This window comes from bacterium, assembly GCA_016700035.1.
GTDB lineage: Bacteria > Patescibacteriota > Saccharimonadia > CAILAD01.
On sequence record CP064998.1, the window covers coordinates 873,382 to 891,572 of the forward strand.

The window sequence follows — 18,191 nt, forward strand, 5'->3', positions numbered from 1 at the left end:
TTATATTTTTTGGGTGTTACTTGGTTTGGGGTTAGATTAGTTATGAAGGTTAGGACTACTTGGTTAGAGCTTTGGTTAGTAGTAAAGCTAAAGTTTACTAGACCTAGTGGGTATTGGTTGTTAGGGTCTTGAGTTACTAGGCTAGATTCTGGGACTGTAGAGCTAGAGGTTATGTTAGTACCTGTGGGAGTAGAGATAGAGACTGGGCGGAGAGAGAAGGCTGAGATAGGGCTAGAGGGAGTGGTGAGGTTGGAGGTGTTGGAGGTTGGAGGAGTTGGAGGTTCTGGTGGGTCAACTACTTCTTGTTCTATGGTGCCGGTGTAGATGTTGCCAAAATGAGCTAATGCTACTAGCTTATCTCCAGCGCTAGAGCTAGCAACCGAAATCCACAGCCTACTACCAGCACTAGTTTGCTCAGTCCAGCTTGCGCCAGAATCGGTGGAGGTGTAGATGTAGCCGTTATTACTATCTACAGCGGCTAGCTTAGTGCCATCACCCGAGCTGGCTATAGAGTACCAGCCTCGTTGACCAGCGCTAGTTTGTTCTGTCCAGCTGGCGCCAGAGTCAGTGGAGGTGTAGATGTAGCCGTTATTATTATCAACAGCTGCTAGCTTAGGGTGTTGTTAAGGGGTGGAGGTGTAGATGTAGCGTTATTAACACGCGAGCTTAGTGCCATCAGCCGAGCTGGTGATGGATTGCCAGTTTCGTTGACCAGCACTAGTTTGTTCTGTCCAGCTGGCGCCAGAGTCGGTGGAGGTGTAGATGTAGCCGTTATTATTATCAACAGCTGCTAGCTTAGTGCCATCAGCGGAGCTGATTATGGATGCCCAGGTTCTCCACCTTGCTGTCCGCGGGCGCCGGGGCCGGGGGGGGGGGAGGGGGGGCCCGTTTTTTCTACCGCCCCCCGCCCGCTGCCCCCCGCGGGGGCGGCCGGGGGGGCCCAGGTCCGTTGGCCAGAGCTAGTTTGCTCGGTCCAGGTGGCACCTGAGTCGGTGGAGGTGTAGATGTAGCCGTAGATTGATGCAGCTGCTAGCTTAGTGCCACTACTATCTGAAGTAACCGAATACCACATTCTACTACCCATTACTGTTTGCTCAGTCCAGCTAACGCCGGAATTTGTTGAAGTATAGACCGAACCCATGGCAGCCACAGCGGCTAGCTTAGTGCCATCAGCTGAGCTGATTATGGATGCCCAGGTTCGTTGGCCAGAGCTAGTTTGCTCGGTCCAACTGGCACCAGAGTCGGTGGAGGTGTAGATGTAGCCGTTATTATTATCTACAGCTGCGAGCTTAGTGCCATCAGCCGAGCTGGTGATGGATTGCCAGTTTCGTTGACCAGCACTAGTTTGTTCTGTCCAGCTGGCACCGGAGTCAGTGGAGGTGTAGATGTAGCCGTTATCACCATCTACAGCGGCTAGCTTAGTGCTATCAGTGGAGCTGGTTATGGAGTTCCAGTTTCGTTGACCAGCACTAGTTTGTTCTGTCCAGCTGGCGCCAGAGTCGGTGGAGGTGTAGATGTAGCCGTTATTATTATCAACAGCTGCTAGCTTAGTGCCATCAGCCGAGCTGGCGATGGACCGCCAGCTTCGTTGGCCAACACTAGATTGTTCTGTCCAGCTGGCGCCAGAGTCAGTGGAGGTGTAGATGTAGCCGTTATTATCTAGACCATCTACAGCCGCTAGCTTAGTGCCATCAGCCGAGCTGGTGATGGATTGCCAGGCTCGCTGGCCGGAGCTAGTTTGTTCTGTCCAGCTGGCACCGGAGTCGGTGGAGGTGTAGATGTAGCCGTTATCACCATCTACAGCGGCTAGCTTAGTGCCATCAGCTGAGCTGGTGATAGAGAACCAAAGTCGTTGACCAGCACTAGTTTGCTCTGTCCAGCTGGCACCAGAGTCGGTGGAGGTGTAGATGTAGCCAGTATTTATTGCTGCCATAGCTAGTTTAGTGCCGTCAGTGGAGCTGGCTATAGACAATGAATATAGGGCATCTCCCACAATCCCATTACTACGCTTCTGCCATTGCCAATCACCCGGGGCAGCTTGAGCAATATGTGTTTCGGTTAGAATGGCAGTAGTCCAGACTACTGCTAGAGATAGGACTGATAATGTAAGGGCTAGTAGTAGCTTTTTATTAAATTTAGAACTAACAGTATGTAATTTATTGCGTGATATCACTTGTTTTATACACCCTCTTAATACTCTTCTCTTATACTCTTTCTAGTATTGTAGCATAACCAGATTGGGTGTGAGGAGTGGGTTGGGTGTTTTTTTGAGGGTGCTTGATTTTGATGCTTTTGACATTGGAGAGATTTATAGAGGTTTGTGTTTATTAAGTAAATAATCCTCTAAGCCTACTTTGGACATTTAGTGCCTTCAAAGGCATATAAGCTCCAATCGCTTTTCACATTGCATTTATGCGACCTCTCAATAGCCCACTTAGTGATATCGCTAGTTACATCAATGTCGCTCGACTGCCAATCAAGAAAATAGCGGACTTTGTTTTGTTTAATTAGCTCTTCTACTTTGGCTTTATTGACAATTTCATTATGGCCATCAAAACCGCCGAGGGCTAAGGCTGCCCGCCCGGTACTAAGCTGGATAACCGCACCATCAAAACTATTCTCGGTTGCGGCAATAAATGGATCGCCTTGAGTATTATCGTTAAGCAGTTTAAACAACTCCGCATCTGCCGTTGGCAATGGTGGGATTTGATAAAAAATATAAGCCCTAGGCATAGCGCTTGGTACATACCTGGAATAGGCTTGATTAAAAGTCGCCTTTGCCGATACGCCAGATACTAGAAATACTACTCCTAGCCATAATTATAGATATAATTTTTAATCAAAGTTTTTTCTGATATTTTTCTCTGAGAATGACCAAGATGCATCGGTTTTTTTATGAGGGTTAAAGATATTATCTGGATCAAAGATATGCTTTACTTTTTTTAGTATATTAAACATTTCTTTGCCATACATACTCTCTAGTAATGGGCCTCGAATCATGCCGTCATTATGCTCACCACTTAAGCTACCTCCATAACTTAACACTAAATCATTAACCTCTTTCATGGCTGGCATAATCTTAGCCCGCTCAGTTTTGAGCTCAATATTCATCAGTGGAATGATATGAAAATTACCATCGCCCATATGCCCCGCAACAGTTGCAAATAGCTTATATTTAGAAATAATTTTTCTTAGCTTTGGCAAAAACTCTGGCAGGTGTTCTGGCGGTACGATGAAGTCATCAATAAACGGTGCGGTATGCTTGTCTTTAACGCTACTACGTAAAATTTGAAAACTATACCGACGCATAATCCAAAACTTTTCACCTTGCCTTTCCCTGGGCGCCTCTTCAAAGCCGGAGATGCTAAACTTCTTTGCATCGGCCTTAAGCTCATTATGCAGCTCTTTAATTTTTAACTCCACCTCTTCTGGACTATTACCCTTAATAGAAATCATTAAAATCAGACGTGGCACCCCTTTTAATAACAGTAGGCCATCAGGAATTAAACTAATTAGTAATCGTATAAATTTTTTCAAACCAAGTAGTTTATAGAACTTGGGCATAAATTTAATTGATAGTAATAGCGTATTGTCATCAAAAGACTCAAATCTAGATGGTTTTTTAGCAACTACTTTTTTAATTAATTCTCCGAGGTTTTTTGTGTCTTTCATAAACACTACCAACAACCCCTCTTCACTCCGGGCATCGGTCAACCTAAACTCTATATCAGTAACAAAGCCAAGTGTACCTTGAGCGCCGGTAATTACTTGAGTTAAATCAAATATCCCTGCTTCCCTATCCCAAACTCTCCACAAATGATAACCGGTGGAATCCTTACTAACATTTGGCTTGGCCTTTTTAATTCGATCATAGTTGGCTTCTATCAGCTCATAGAGCTGTTTATAAACCTTCCCTTCAAAATCTTTTTGCTTAATCTTTTTATTAAGCTCAGCTTTAGTTAAGGGTCTTACCTCACGCTTCACGCCGTCAGCAAACACAAACTCAAGTTTATTAACAAAGTTCTCAACCTTACCAAACTCAATCGACTTTTCTCCACCGGCATTATTATTTACCATGCCACCAACCGTACATAAATCACGCGAGGCAGGGTAAGTTGGCATCAAAACACCTTTTTTCTTAGCCTTTTCGTCAAAATCTTTATACATTACGCCAGGCTGTAGTCGGCTAAACTTATTTTTAGCATCAATTGTTTCAATCTTGGTAAAGTATTTTTTAAAATCAACAATAATGGAGGTGTTAATAGCTCCGCCCGACATATCAGTACCTGCACCTCTAGCTGTTAAGGATAAATTGGGGTACTTAGCTTTATTTTTCTTAACAAACTCTACCAGTTTACAGACATCGTTGCTATCTTTGGGACTCACCACAACATCTGGTACAAGCTCAAAAAGACTGGCGTCATGACTATATAGCTCCTTTGTTTTATCATCATCGGCTACATCGCCAGCGATAATCTTCCGCAGGTCATCGGCTAAACTACTCATTACCCAGCATTACTCCAAAATAGGATATTTTTTTACCATGCTTTGACTTACCCATTGTTTTCTAAACCCCCAAACCTGCTGCTTATTTGCTGACAATATCCCAAGCATAATGATTGAGTAAATAATATGCTCATCTATTAATGGGTTATTTTCTGGCAGTAGCATTGACGACCACATCATCAGCATCAGTGTCACGCCAGAGATTGTGGCAATACGAATACCAATTCCAAGAATTAACGCCAAGCCAATTAGGCAAAGTCCTGCCATAAAAAGAATATCAATTAGTGGATTACCAGCTAAACTCTGATAAACATCGGCTAGTGGGCCTTTGGTGGCAAACTTTAGAAAACCGTCGGTTGGTGAGCCGCCATTAATCCAGGCTTTTTCACACATTATCATGACGGCATCAGTTTTGGCATCTCGGCAGGTTGAGAAACCCAGGCCCATCAGCTTGTCTAGAAAAGCCCAGAAGAAAGTTAGGCCCAGCATAATACGAGCTGCAGCCCAGAACTAAACTGTCTTATCTTCATTGCTTTTTCTGATTATTTTTGGCATATTATCCTCTTCTAAGACATTAATACTTATGCTAGTAATATAGCATAGTTGCCTACATCAATCTATCAGACCTCTACAGTCCAGTATTAGGCGTCCCAACGGTAGCTGTAGCTAACCTGGCTGAGTCTTGGACTGCCAGGTTATCTTCTGAAGTCATGTCGTTAGCCGTGGCAGACAGCTACATACATATCGGTCTCTACTGTCTTAATTAGTTAGCGGACCGACATAACCCCAATATTGGGTTGAGCACTATCTAAAATAGTATCACTATTTAAATCACCGTAGTCACTATCTTTACCACCCCCCTTCTAGATAGTCGAAGACTCAGATATGGTGGTTGTCACCATCAACACCATGAATATGGTAAATATGTTTATCTTTCCTAATTACTCTTTAATACGATACGAGTAGCTACACCATCATTAGCAGTGAAAACTGTAACTTTGTCACCTTTTTTAAGGTTAGATAAACTTAAAGTTTCAGTTTTTCTGGTAACTTTAGTCTTATCACTAACCGTAAACTTCTCATCCTTATCAGTTGTCTTAACAACGATTGAGTCTTTACTAATACTAACTATCTCCCCTGTCTTGTATTTTGGTAAAAACCTATTTGCATCACCAAGATTAGCAAATGGATTTGCAGCCATCTCCTTTTTAGCATTTGCCTGGCCCTGTTTCTCGCCATTCTTAAAGCCTGCATAGTATACCCCGCCAATTACAGCCCCAACTAAGACTACTGCAATGACCACCACAATAATCTTTTTAAGATTTTTTTGCTTACGACGATTCTGCTGTACTTGTCCAGCTGGATTGTCATTCATATATATCATCCTCCTTATTCCACTCAATACAATAGACTTCTGAAATCTAGTTTCATAAGCATTATATAACAATATTGTGACTCATGAACAGATGTTTGAAATTGTAATTATTAAGTATCCCTCCCGCGGCTCCCCATAATCAGCTATACTTAGCTTAAGCATAAAAGGAAAGTTTGTGCTTAAACACTAGAAAGGTAAACTCTCAATCTAGGTGATGGAGTATTTATTTGGATATATAGAATTACAATATTCTGGTGGCTATACATGCCTTCAGAATAATTTACTGAACACACTATCTAACAAAGGACATTCTATTGAACCCCTTAACTAGTCATAAGTTTAGTCGGTTGTCAGGCTCTAAGGCTAAACTTAGTCGAATTATACAGGTACGAAGAAAAACATCTCAACGCAACCCAGGCGAGAAAATGTTTATTGCAATTGTGGCCGTAGCGATTGCCGTAATAAGCTTCTTTTATGCTGGACTACTAAATGATCGTCACGGCGGTAAGGCTTTTAGTGGTACTGGCGATGGAACAATTTTTATTCCTTATGAGATAGCAACTTGTGACCAACTACAGGAAATGCGTGATGACCTCGATGCTAACTATGCCCTAGTCGCCAATATCGACTGTACCGCTAGTTCAAGCTGGAACTCGGGTGCAGGCTTTGAGCCAATTGGCACTAGTTCAAGCCCCTTTATTGGTTCACTTGAGGGCTACAACTTCACAATTAACGGCCTTACTATTAATCGGCCGAGCTCCACTCAGCCGGTGGGTATCTTTGGCCAACTCGGCAATACCGCAGATACCCAATCGATTAGCAGGCAATTTGTGCGCTCTGTTCTTATTACTAATCTTTCTATTGTGGGCGGTACGGCAAATACCGGTGGGTTGGTTGGCCATTCAATAAATGCAGCAATTGAAAAGGTGCAGATTAACTCCGGATCAGTGTCGGCAAATACTTCAACTCAATTTGTTGGATCTGGCATTAGCGACAATACTGCTGGTGGGCTAGTGGGCTACTTTGAACTTCAATGCTCTAGTAATCAAAATCACTATTGTCCAAATACAGGGATACGCAACTCCAGCTACCACGGATCAATCAATAGTGGCAATGTAGCTGGCGGATTGGTTGGTAAGCTAGCGGCCCATAATGAGTACCCAATCATAACAATAAACAATAGCTACGCTGATGCCACCACCATCCTAACCGGCAGTGGCAATCAGGCCGGTGGCTTAGTCGGTGTAATGGGAGATGGATATTTATCAAATACTTATGCTAGCGGTAGCATAAGTGATAACCTAGGGAACACTCAAAAAGATATTGGTGGACTAATTGGTCGCGTGGAAGACTGGGTTGGTCAAGATGGCTCATATACATTCGGTGGTAACTTTAGTTTAACCACTCTAACTGCTGGTGCTGGTGGGGCAATTGGTCGATCGGCCGATCCATCAATTTCTCCTGTAATTTATTTTGATATCAGCAGAAGTGGATCTAATACATGTAGTTCAACTGGAGCGGGATATGCTGGTTGTATTGGAGTTAATAGTGGTAACAGTCAGCCAAATTATTTCTTTAATAATACATCTAACTCGCCACTAAATATATTTGACTTTGTAAATATATGGGACACACAAACTAGTGCTGCGCCAAAACATAAAGCCCAAACACCATTCACTACCCCTGACGAAGTTACTGCTCTTTATAAATCAGCACAAGATCAGTCATCGGTCACGGTCACTTGGCTGCCACCAGCTAACGATGGTAACTCCGACACTATTGTTACCGCCGACAACACCCATTATGTAACGGGCTACACGGTCCAATATCGTGCGCAGGGCGATATTAATTGGCTCACCGCCTATCGAAACACTAGTAGCAGTTACTACCAAACAGGCACCGGATCTCCAAGTCCCGTACATCATATAACTGGCCTACAACCAAACACCACCTATGAAGTAAGGGTTGCAGCCTTTAGTCCCCTTGGTCAGAGCACTTGGTCAAATACTATTACAGCCTCAACAGCGCCAAATTTTTCTGGAACTGGAGCTGGCCTACCAACTAATCCATATATAATTACTACCTGCAATCAACTGCAAGAAATTAATAATGATCTAGATGCGCACTACGCACTCGGTAATAATATTGACTGTAGCGGTACATCGAGTTGGAATTCTGGTGAAGGATTTTCTCCGATTGGAGACTATAAGATCATTGGGCCTACCGGATATGCTAGTGGCTTTAGTGGTACACTAGACGGTCGTAATTATACAATTCAGAGCTTGTACGTTAATCAGTCGTCGCGAGCGGGTGTTACTGCCTATCCAAATGGCTATTTTTGCTGTTCGCTCATTACTTCATCTGTAGGGCTCTTTGATACTCTTGGAAGTGCAATAGTTGTTAATCTATCATTCTCTGGTGGATCTTTGGTTGCTGGAAACACAAAGAATGGCACTACTCTAGCCAGTACGATTGCCGGCCATGAAAATGGTAGTACCGTTCAAAATATATCATCCAATGCAGATGTCTCGAGTGGCTTCACTACTGGTGGCTTAATTGGTACTGCCACTGGCAACTATGATGCCTCAACTAGCTTTTCGTATGGTGGATCTGCTATTCCTGCACCATTCCGAACCACACTAGAACGACTCAGCTTTTCCGGTAATGTTAGCCCTGGTACTATGAGTGGCTATAAGCCTACTGGGCAAATTATTGGAAATTCACATAGTGTTAAGCTGCGTGACAGCGTAGCATCAGGCACCACCACATGCGGGCAACATGATTACACCATCGCATGTGGCGGCATTGTTGGAAACGAATATGACAGTACACTGGAGCGAGTTGCCTTCACCGGTACAATGGGATATTCATCCAGCCCTATTGGATCCGGCATGATTGGTAGTTATTCAGATACTTACATGGCCGATCAAACAAACATTACCGATAGTTTTTCTTCTGTAACATCAAGTAGTATGATCCCCAAATGCTCTGGACTCATTTACTATGTTAACCTATTAATTAACCCCCCCATTGTCTCCAATAGCTTCTATAATGGCACTGGTTGCTCGTCGACTGCAACCTATGGAACACGGATTAACTCAACCAGCTACTTCCAGGATAACAGCACTAATCCGCCATTTAATAATTGGGATTTTAACGGTTACTGGCAGCAAAACTCAGCCGCCTACCCCACATTAAAATCTCAAGGTATTCCTGGCGCTCCGCTCACTCTATTTGGCAACTGGCAAAATATTAATGACTTCAAATTAAGATGGGTAGTTCAGCAGGATAACGGTGGATCGACTATTACCGATTACTTAGTTGAATATAAGCTCAACTCAGACGTCAACTGGACCACCCTAACACATGCCCCTCTAGGTGGTAATGACAATGTGACTGTACCGAATCTTGATGGCACACAAAGTTATGATTTTAGAATTTCTGCTATCAATGCAATAGGCCAGAGTGCACCAACCAGCTATACAGCTCAGGCCCAAACCAATATTAGCCCTACACCGCCATCCGAACCAATTGGCCTCTTTGGCGAGGGTGTTTCAGTTAGTCAAATACGAATTAGCTGGGCTGAGCCGATCTCCAACGGTAATTCACCAATTACAAATTACTCTATTCAATATCGCCCCACTCTTGGTGATGGGTCTTGGACAAGCTACGGATATGTTCCGGCCAGTAGCTTAACACGTATAATCCCCTCGCTAAATACAAATACTAGCTACGACTTTCGTGTCGCTGCAGTCAACGCTATTGGAGTTGGAGCTTGGTCAGACATAGCTAGTGCAGCCACTAACCCATCGGGTCCACCCATTCCTGACGACCCACCACCCGGGCCAAGTATTGGCACACCACAAAACCTAAATGCCACTCCGCAAATCAATAGGGTTGACCTCAACTGGGATGATGTAGTTGGTGCCGATCATTATACGGTCGAATATAAAGTTTCCTCGGATAGCTCTTGGACTGTAGCCAATGACGTATACTCATCATCGGCAACAATTTCTGGACTAGCTACTAACACCTCTTATGATTTTCGAGTTGCAGCAATAAATTCCAGTAGCGAACAAGGTGGCTGGGCTACTACAAATACCACAACACTAACTCAATCCACATATCACATCACCGACTGCGCCGAACTGCAAGGCATTATGATTGATCCCTACACTTTTCAGTCTGGCGATCTTACTGGCAACTATATCCTTGATAACGATATAGACTGCTCGGAAACCGCCACCTGGACTTGGGATGGACTTGTTCCAGTAGCTCCAGATGAGCCACTTGGCTTCCTTGGCATAATGGATATTACGAATGGCCAGCCATTTACTGGGTCTTTTGATGGGCAGGGTCACACAATTTCTAATGTCTATCAAGACTTACAGGGCTTGGCACCCTTCTCAGGTATCTTTGCAGCTGTGGCCGGTTCAACAATTGAGAATGTAACATTTTCCAATGCAACCCTTAAAGGCACAACTACAAATACTCTTGGGGGCTCTGGTAGTTACGGCTTGGCTCAAAATGCTGGCTTAGTCAATGCTGGAATGGCAGTGGCAATCGAAAATGTTCATTTTACAGGCTTAGATATGACTACCTATCCAGGAGTCAATGCTGGCTTAGCTGGAATGCTTAGCATGGGATCGATTGTAGAAAATAGTTCCGTAACAGGCACCACAACAACCGGTGAACCTTATAGGTATGGTAAGCTAAATAGACCATCTGGTATTGCACGAGACACTAATAATAATATCTATGTTGCCGACACCTATAATAGTCGTATCCAAAAATTTGATAGTAATGGTAATTACCTACTAACCATAGGTAGTCCAAATGCACTAGACTACTATTCTTCAATAGCAGAACCTAGAGATGTCGTAGTTGATGCCACCGGCAACATATTTGTCGCTGATACCGATGAGTATAAAATAAAAAAATATGATAGCTCAGGTAGTTATCTATCCCAGTGGGGGGCATATGGCTCAGGGAATGGTGAGTTCATTTATCCAGCTTCATTGGCTGTTGACAGCTCTGGAAATATATTAGTTGCCGACTCATACAATAGCCGTGTACAAAAATTTGACAACAATGGCAATTATATTTCTCAATTTGGATCAATGGGTTCGGGAAATGGCCAATTTGGTAACTATTTATATATTGCAATAGACAATACAAATAACATCTATATTGCCGATCAAGACAATAGTCGTATCCAAAAATTTGATAGTAATGGTAATTACCTACTTCAGTTTGGTACTTCTGGAACCAGCAACGGTGAATTTGAAAATATAAGCAATATAGCTATTACACCCAACGGACACATTTATGCAGTCGATAATGAATATCGCATTCAAGAATTTTTGTCAGATGGTACCTATCTTAATTCATGGGCCAATCAAGGGCTAGCTGACGGTAGCTTCATAACGATTGGCGATATTGTCATTAACTCAAGTGGACAGATGATAATATCTGACTATGACACAAACTATATTCAGAAATTATCAAGCAATGGTAACTTTATCTCTAAGTGGGGTGGATGGGGTAATGTGCCGTATTCCGGAGGGTATATAATCGGTGGGCTTATAGGTGGTACTGATATAGGGAGCTCCAGTGGAGATGCAACAACCATAAATCAATCCTTTACTGATATAGATATAGATCTAGATGTGCCAGACTTTGTTGGGCAAAGCATGGTAGGAGGCCTGACTGGCGGTGGTAATCTAGAAATAAATAATACCTACACAAAAGGAGATACTAATGTTGCGATTCAAGATTTAGCTTACTTTACTGGTGCCGGGGGTATAAGCGGACAAATAGCTCAAGGCTCAATTAATAATTCTTATGCTTCTGGAGCAGTTACGGTTGCTGGTGATAATATTTTCTCAGGCGTCGGTGGATTGGTTGGCTTTACGTTTGGTGATATTAATAATTCTTTCGCAATGGGAGAAGTTACGGGCTCAACCGATCTTTATGGTTCAGCTGAGGTTAATCCAGGAGGCCTAATTGGAATAGTAGGCGCCACAGACCAGAATGATCCTTTCCCAACAATCAACAATAACTACTATGATCAATTTAGAAGTACCCAGCTAGAATGTGTGGGAGTGTATCTATACCTACAAACAGAAATGGAAGGTTCAGCCCCAGCCAATGACTGCTCGACAGTCAATGACAGCAACAACCAGCCCGACTACTTCTTTAATAATATTATTAATGCACCACTAACCTCATGGGACTTCACGAATATATGGAAAACCAACACCACTTCCCCGCCTGACTTTGTGGGTAGCGGAACTCCAGTTGGCCCTACAGCCCCATCTGTACCACAAAATCTAACTACCACCACCATAACCAGCTCCAGTATTGGTGTCCAATGGCAGGCACCAGCCTCTAACGGAGGGTCAGCCATCACTGATTACGTTATTCAATATAGACTAAGCGGTGGTAATTGGACTACTTTCAATGATGGCATTAATACAAGTCTTAACGCCAACATTACCGGATTATCTCAATCTACTAGTTATGATATTCGAGTCGCCGCAATTAACAATGCTGGCCAGAGTAGCTTCACTAGCCCAATTACCGCTAGTACCAGTAGCAATATACTTCCCTCTGAGCCACGCAATTTAATTGCCACCAATTACCAATATATTGTCCCCTCTTTAGGTGCTGGACCCCTAGTACTACCTCATCTTAGCTGGGACTCCCCAGCTACTGGATCGCCTTTCACGGATTATGTTATTGAGTTCAAGCTTCAAGGAGAAACAAACTGGCGCAATTATACCGATGGCCAATCCACTAGTACGAATCAAGATTTTGAATTTGGATTTGATGGTATGGATTTTCAAAACTCGAACAATAACACCCCCGAACAAAATGCTCTATTTAACGAAGTTGTAGATGGAATAATATTTGGTCAAACCTATGAGTTTAGGGTCGCTGGAGTAAATGCCGTTGGGCAAGGGCCATTTACGCAGCCGATTAGCTATGTACCCGCATTAACTGCCAGTGATTGCCAATTATTACATGACCTATTGGCAATGTATGGCATAACCAATGATGATATCGCTATTAATCCCCACTTTGTACTCTTCCAAGACATAGATTGTTCCGATACCGTGAATTGGAATAGTGGGGCTGGCTGGAGCCCAATCGTCACAACGGAAGACTATTATTTCTCGGGCACATTTGATGGCCAAGGACATAGTATAAGCAATATGTTTATCAACAATGACGATGAAGTCCCTGTAGGAATGTTCGGTATCACGATGCATGCCAGTATCGGTAACCTCACACTTGATAATAGCAACATTAGTGGAAGCCTATCGCTCTATGGAGATGATGGAGATTCTGGTGCCCGTGTTGGTGCGCTTGTTGGAATAGCGCGATCAGATACAGACATATCAGATGTTACGGTCAGTGGGTCTGTTTTCTCTGGTTATGCTGGTGGTGGACTAGTTGGTTACTCAGAGGCATTCGTTGATGATACCAATCTAAGCAATATCAACTCTCACGTTAATATTACTTCCAAAAAAGAAACTTACAGTGGTGGGCCGGTAGGCGGCATTATAGGTGAAGTTTATGGTGGAGATGATAAACTTGGAACTTTCTCAAATAGTGACTTTGAGATTGACTCACTCGGCAATATTTATGCTATAAATACCTCTTCTACCAATAATAAAATCTTACAATTTAACCCTAGCGGACAGCTCACATCCTCTTGGGGTACAGCTAACGATTTTGGGTATTATGGCCCAGGCGAAATGACAATGGACTCCAATGACAATCTTAACTTTCTAGGTATAAAAAAGTTTAGTGGTACCGGTACACCACTCTCTCAATATAATTATTCTGGACAACATCTATATGCTGATCATGCTGGCAACCTATACCTAACTGGGTCTACTGACTATTTCTGGAACGGAACTCCTAAGGCTATTCAAAAGATAGGTAGCGATGGCACACTACTTGCCGAATTCTACACTAAAGATGAGATTCCAGGCCACATCGATGATCAGATTAACGATCTGGCTGTAGCGCCCAATGGAGACATATTCGTTTCTGCAAAATACAATAGTAATGTTCGGCACTATAATTCTAATGGTATATTGCTCGGAAGTTTTGAGCTGGGCGGTGCAAATTACGGTAATCGATTAGTAATAGGTCAAGATGGAAAGCTATATGCCTTTAATTCTATCGGCATTTACAAGTACGACCTAAGTGGTAATCTAGAGCTTACGATACCATCGATTACCTATAGCGATAGTGTATCCGTAGACGAAGATGGCAATATCTACGTCGCAAGAAGTCAAACCCATGACGTCACTAAATATTCATCAACGGGAACCGTGCTTGGCCTTATTGAGCCTGGATATAGTGCGGGTGCAGTAATTAGTCCTAATAAACTAATTATCAAAGATAATAATTTATATGTGGCTGATTACTATCAGAGCTATGTTACCGTTAAGGTTTTTGATAAAAATACACTCACCTATTTACGGAAGATAGACGGAAAAGAAGATAATAATCCGTATAAAGTAAATATCACAAGTAGTTCAGCTGATGGCCACCTAAACGCAAAGTTTGCCGGTGGTACAGTTGGGATGCAACGTGGCGACTATACACTTATTGATGACCCTAATGAGATACCAGGCCTCGCAATTGAAGGTGTCAACACAAACACATCTATTAATAATGACTGCCAGATAGCAGGAGGCATAATTGGTATCGCTCTTGCCGGTACCGATATCAACACATCAAACGCCCAAGGTAACTTCTCTTGTCAGGGGGGCAACTATCTCGACACCTCAACGCAGGTAAAAATTGCAGTCGGTGGTATTAGCGGGTTCCAAGGTTACTATTCAGCTCTACGCATCTCAAATTCCACATTCAATGGAGATATTGCTGCAGTCCCGTACAACAATGATGATAGCACCGTCTATGCTGGTGGCATGGTCGGCATCTCCTCATCAAATATTGGGTACACCTATCCTTCCGACATCATACCTGAAGACTACCTAAATAAACGAGGCTTAGTAATTAATGGCGGTTCGGTATCGGCCAATGTTCACGCATCTATAGCTAAAAACGGTGGCGGAAGTGGGGGTGCAATCGGTGATGCTGAAAGTGCAGCTTTAAGTGGTGTGACCGTACATGGCAGTGTCCTTACCGATCAGATGGGCCTTCCACGCACAACTGGCAGCGAGTATGCTGCTGGGGGCGTAATAGGTAGAAGTAGAATTATTGACATTGAATCAGTAAGTGCTAACAATTCTGTAAACACCTACACCCCTGAAGGAGTTAGTACCATATTTGCCGGTGGCATACTTGGTGTAAGTGATGTATATCAAAACTTCTCTAATGTAACTCGCTCAGGTGACATTACCATTGACGGGAGAGCCGATATACCTACTAGTGGCTCTATATCGACTATGGCGGGAGGCGGCTTGATTGGGTCGGCTACTAGTTACGACGAATCAAGATTTGAAAACAGTACTTCATCAAGCAACATTAGCCTCAATGGGGTTCGCGGAGGAGATCTGAATTATGGCGCACGTGCCGGTAGTGCAGGAGGTTTAATTGGATCAGCCGAGAGCAGAATAGCTCTAAATATTATCAACAGCTCATCAAGTGGCAATATCATGACTCAATCAGGCCTACCAGACCAAGACTCACACCGCTACTTCTATGGATCCGCCTCCCTTGGTGGACTGGTTGGTAGTTTCCGCAGTAGTTTTAATAGCACTGGCGAGATTAATGTTGCCGATTCCCACAGTAGCGCAAGCGTATCTGGTCCAGCATTTAGTCTTGGTGGCGCATATGCTGGTCTTGGTGGTGGAAGTGGCGGTCTTGTTGGATTAATTGTATCGGCAAGCGGAGGAAGTATTGAACGTTCATTCTCAACCGGCAATGTTGATAGTTCTTATGCTGGTGGCCTGGTAGGTAATATCCTAGGTGGTACTACGGTCAACTCTAGCGATAATCTTTTCACTATAAAAAATACCTATAGTACCAGCGCTGTAACTGCTCAAGATTTTTATATTGATACCGAGTTAGATGGCCAACCCATAAAGGCTGGGTTCTCTGGAATTGCTGGTGGATTAATTGGTGGCTCCTCTGGAGTAAATATTGAAAATTCATATTCTTCAGGTATTGTGCGGGCATCTAATGGAGTGGACTATACTGGCTTTGAAATAAGCTCAACCTATGACCTCATAGGGTCAATGACGCCAAAGGGTAGTATTGCCGGTGGGCTAATCGGCCAATATTCACAAAATTACTATTCAATGCTACCTCCAGATTACGATACATTCTATATTGCCAACTCATATATTAAGAACTCCTTTACGACAAGCAAGGTGGAAGGACCCAGTAGCGGCAATAAGGGCTCACTCGTAGGTATTTTTTATGATTATCTATCAATAGCTCTGCCACTATCTGGCAATGCCATTAATTTAGATCCCAATTTACTTATTACGCCGGAGGAATCTCTCGAGAATAATTATTATGATATGAATCGAGTCGACCAGAATGTATGCAGTAATGAATACCTTCTAGTTAGCTTTGATCCACCTGCTACTCAAAATGGAATGCCAACTAATGTCATTACCGATACTCGTCCAGTAAATGACTGTCAGGTAGTAAATACTGATGGCACACAACCCAACTATTTTATAAATAACCATACTAATCCGCCTCTCAATGTTTGGGATTTTACGAGCGTCTGGAAAACCAACTACAATACTTATCCTGACTTCATTGGTAGCATTGAACCCCAAACCCCTCCGCCGCCACCCCCTCCGCCACAACCTCCAGCCCCCTCCCCATCACCGACCTCAACGCCAAGCCCAACCCCTACTCAGTCGCCTAGCTCAACCGTCAGTCCAAGTAACTCGCCTACGGTCAGCCCTAATGCCGGTGGATCAGGTAGCCATAGCGCCAAACCAACCAGTACTCCAAGCACAACTCAAATTTCTGACAGAGATGGTAGTCTACTTAAAAAAATAAGTGCCTTCATTGGTGCCTTAGCTCCTAGCGCCCTTATGATTGGAAACAGCTTACTGTTGCTGTTGCTACTATTGGCTATTTTCTACCTATACCAAAGCTGGCGCGAATACCAAGCCCAAGCACGCCTCAAAAAAATTACAGCCCGCTATCAAACTACTAAACAACTCCGAGACGATTTTACAAACATAGCCTCACACTACCTAAATACTCCAATTCAAATTATGCAAGGCAGTGTTGAACTAGCTCGAAACACCCTGCCGACCATGCAATCACAGCTAAATAGCCTTGATGCCTCGCTGAGGATTATGGCTGAAGACACCAAGGCGATTCTTAACTCCATCAACGAACCACCTAATCCAATCAGCCACACTATTGAGACCACTAAAGTAGATAGTTGGGTTGGGTTGCTACGCAGGCCAGGATTATGGCTACCAATTGTCAGTACTGCCATACTGCTAATAATCTTCGATGTAACCGTCTTGTTAGTCGGTAAAATGGGTGGCAACCCTTACATACTGGGCATACAAATCTGCTTCTTCATCTTTGTATGTGCAATCCTAATCTTTACCTACCGAGCCAAGGTCCGCCTAAAGCGATTATCACAACAGGCCGAGTACACCCTAAGCCTAACTCGGTCACTTGATAAAGATAGAATTAATTTTATTAAAACTACCACTCGCCAGCTTCAAGAAGACCTCGACGCCATCCGCACCTCAGCGCACCGCTTAATAGCCACTGGAAAAGTACCTAATTTTGCCAGTGGACTAGGCATGGCCGAAGGCACCCTATTAAACCTTAAGCGCATCGAATCCGCCACCGATCAACCAGCCGAAACGCCACCAACCATCATGACACCTTGGCTCGATGAAAACATTCCAAAAATTAAAGTCTTTGTAGAGGAGTCAGATTTAGCCTTCGAAGCTCAAACTGATCGTAATATTGCCATTGCGCTGCCAGTCGATAGCCTAGCTCAACTGATAGGTTCACTCATAGGTAATGCCGTAAAATTCACGCCTAGCGGAGGTAAAGTCACCCTTTCATTAAGTCAAAAGGGAGATAATGCTCATCTTCTTGTAGCCGACACCGGGGCTGGCATTGATCCAGAAAAAGCCAAGAGCCTCTTCCAGCCATTCTCGCGCGGAACTAGCTCTCTCACTTATGATTATGAGGGTGCTGGCCTATCTCTCTATATTAATAAACTCATAGTGGACCGAGCCGGCGGTACTATCAAAGTAGAATCAAAGCCAAAAAATGGCACTTCAGTACATGTTACACTACCAATCAATAAGCTGTAGTAGCTAAT

The 18,191-nt window shown here is 43.4% G+C and carries 8 protein-coding genes; 2 read left to right on the forward strand and 6 right to left on the reverse strand.

Features of this window, described 5'->3' with window-relative positions:
* The first annotated feature begins 171 nt into the window (after positions 1 to 171).
* A complete protein-coding gene (locus tag IPM44_04460; protein QQS26933.1) occupies positions 172 to 324 on the forward strand; it encodes a hypothetical protein in 153 nt (50 codons plus the stop codon).
* 283 nt (positions 325 to 607) lie between these two features.
* Here the strand turns inward: IPM44_04460 and IPM44_04465 are convergent, their stop codons facing one another.
* The 6 genes from IPM44_04465 to IPM44_04490 all read right to left on the reverse strand — a co-directional run bounded on the left by IPM44_04465 (position 608) and on the right by IPM44_04490 (position 5,881).
* Complete coding sequence (locus IPM44_04465; protein ID QQS26934.1) at positions 608 to 784, reverse strand: hypothetical protein; 177 nt, start codon at positions 782 to 784, stop codon at positions 608 to 610.
* A gap of 33 nt (positions 785 to 817) precedes the next feature.
* On the reverse strand, positions 818 to 2,173 hold the full coding sequence (locus tag IPM44_04470) for a hypothetical protein (protein ID QQS26935.1): 1,356 nt from the start codon (positions 2,171 to 2,173) through the stop codon (positions 818 to 820).
* 176 nt (positions 2,174 to 2,349) lie between these two features.
* The gene (locus IPM44_04475; GenBank protein QQS26936.1) at positions 2,350 to 2,733 is read right to left on the reverse strand and encodes a hypothetical protein; all 384 of its coding nucleotides are present in this window, start codon (positions 2,731 to 2,733) and stop codon (positions 2,350 to 2,352) included.
* A gap of 102 nt (positions 2,734 to 2,835) precedes the next feature.
* Positions 2,836 to 4,506 carry an FAD-binding oxidoreductase gene (locus IPM44_04480; protein ID QQS26937.1) on the reverse strand — a complete coding sequence of 557 codons (1,671 nt, stop codon included), beginning with the start codon at positions 4,504 to 4,506 and terminating at the stop codon, positions 2,836 to 2,838.
* Between the two features lie 9 nt (positions 4,507 to 4,515).
* Positions 4,516 to 4,995: a hypothetical protein gene (locus tag IPM44_04485; GenBank protein QQS26938.1), complete on the reverse strand. Its 480-nt coding sequence runs from the start codon at positions 4,993 to 4,995 to the stop codon at positions 4,516 to 4,518.
* A 448-nt stretch (positions 4,996 to 5,443) separates the two neighbouring features.
* Positions 5,444 to 5,881, reverse strand: coding sequence for a hypothetical protein (locus IPM44_04490; GenBank protein ID QQS26939.1), 438 nt, complete (start codon positions 5,879 to 5,881; stop codon positions 5,444 to 5,446).
* Positions 5,882 to 6,306: 425 nt separating this feature from the next.
* Here IPM44_04490 and IPM44_04495 point away from each other — a divergent pair, with 425 nt between their 5' ends.
* A complete protein-coding gene (locus IPM44_04495; GenBank protein QQS26940.1) occupies positions 6,307 to 18,183 on the forward strand; it encodes a fibronectin type III domain-containing protein in 11,877 nt (3,958 codons plus the stop codon).
* Positions 18,184 to 18,191: the final 8 nt, after the last annotated feature.

Coding starts and splice junctions, on each gene's coding strand:
- IPM44_04460 (QQS26933.1), top strand. CDS start 172: ATGTTAGTACCTGTGGGAGTAGAGATAGAGACTGGGCGGAGAGAGAAG.
- IPM44_04475 (QQS26936.1), bottom strand. CDS start 2,733: ATGCCTAGGGCTTATATTTTTTATCAAATCCCACCATTGCCAACGGCA.
- IPM44_04480 (QQS26937.1), bottom strand. CDS start 4,506: ATGAGTAGTTTAGCCGATGACCTGCGGAAGATTATCGCTGGCGATGTA.
- IPM44_04485 (QQS26938.1), bottom strand. CDS start 4,995: ATGCTGGGCCTAACTTTCTTCTGGGCTTTTCTAGACAAGCTGATGGGC.
- IPM44_04490 (QQS26939.1), bottom strand. CDS start 5,881: ATGAATGACAATCCAGCTGGACAAGTACAGCAGAATCGTCGTAAGCAA.
- IPM44_04495 (QQS26940.1), top strand. CDS start 6,307: ATGTTTATTGCAATTGTGGCCGTAGCGATTGCCGTAATAAGCTTCTTT.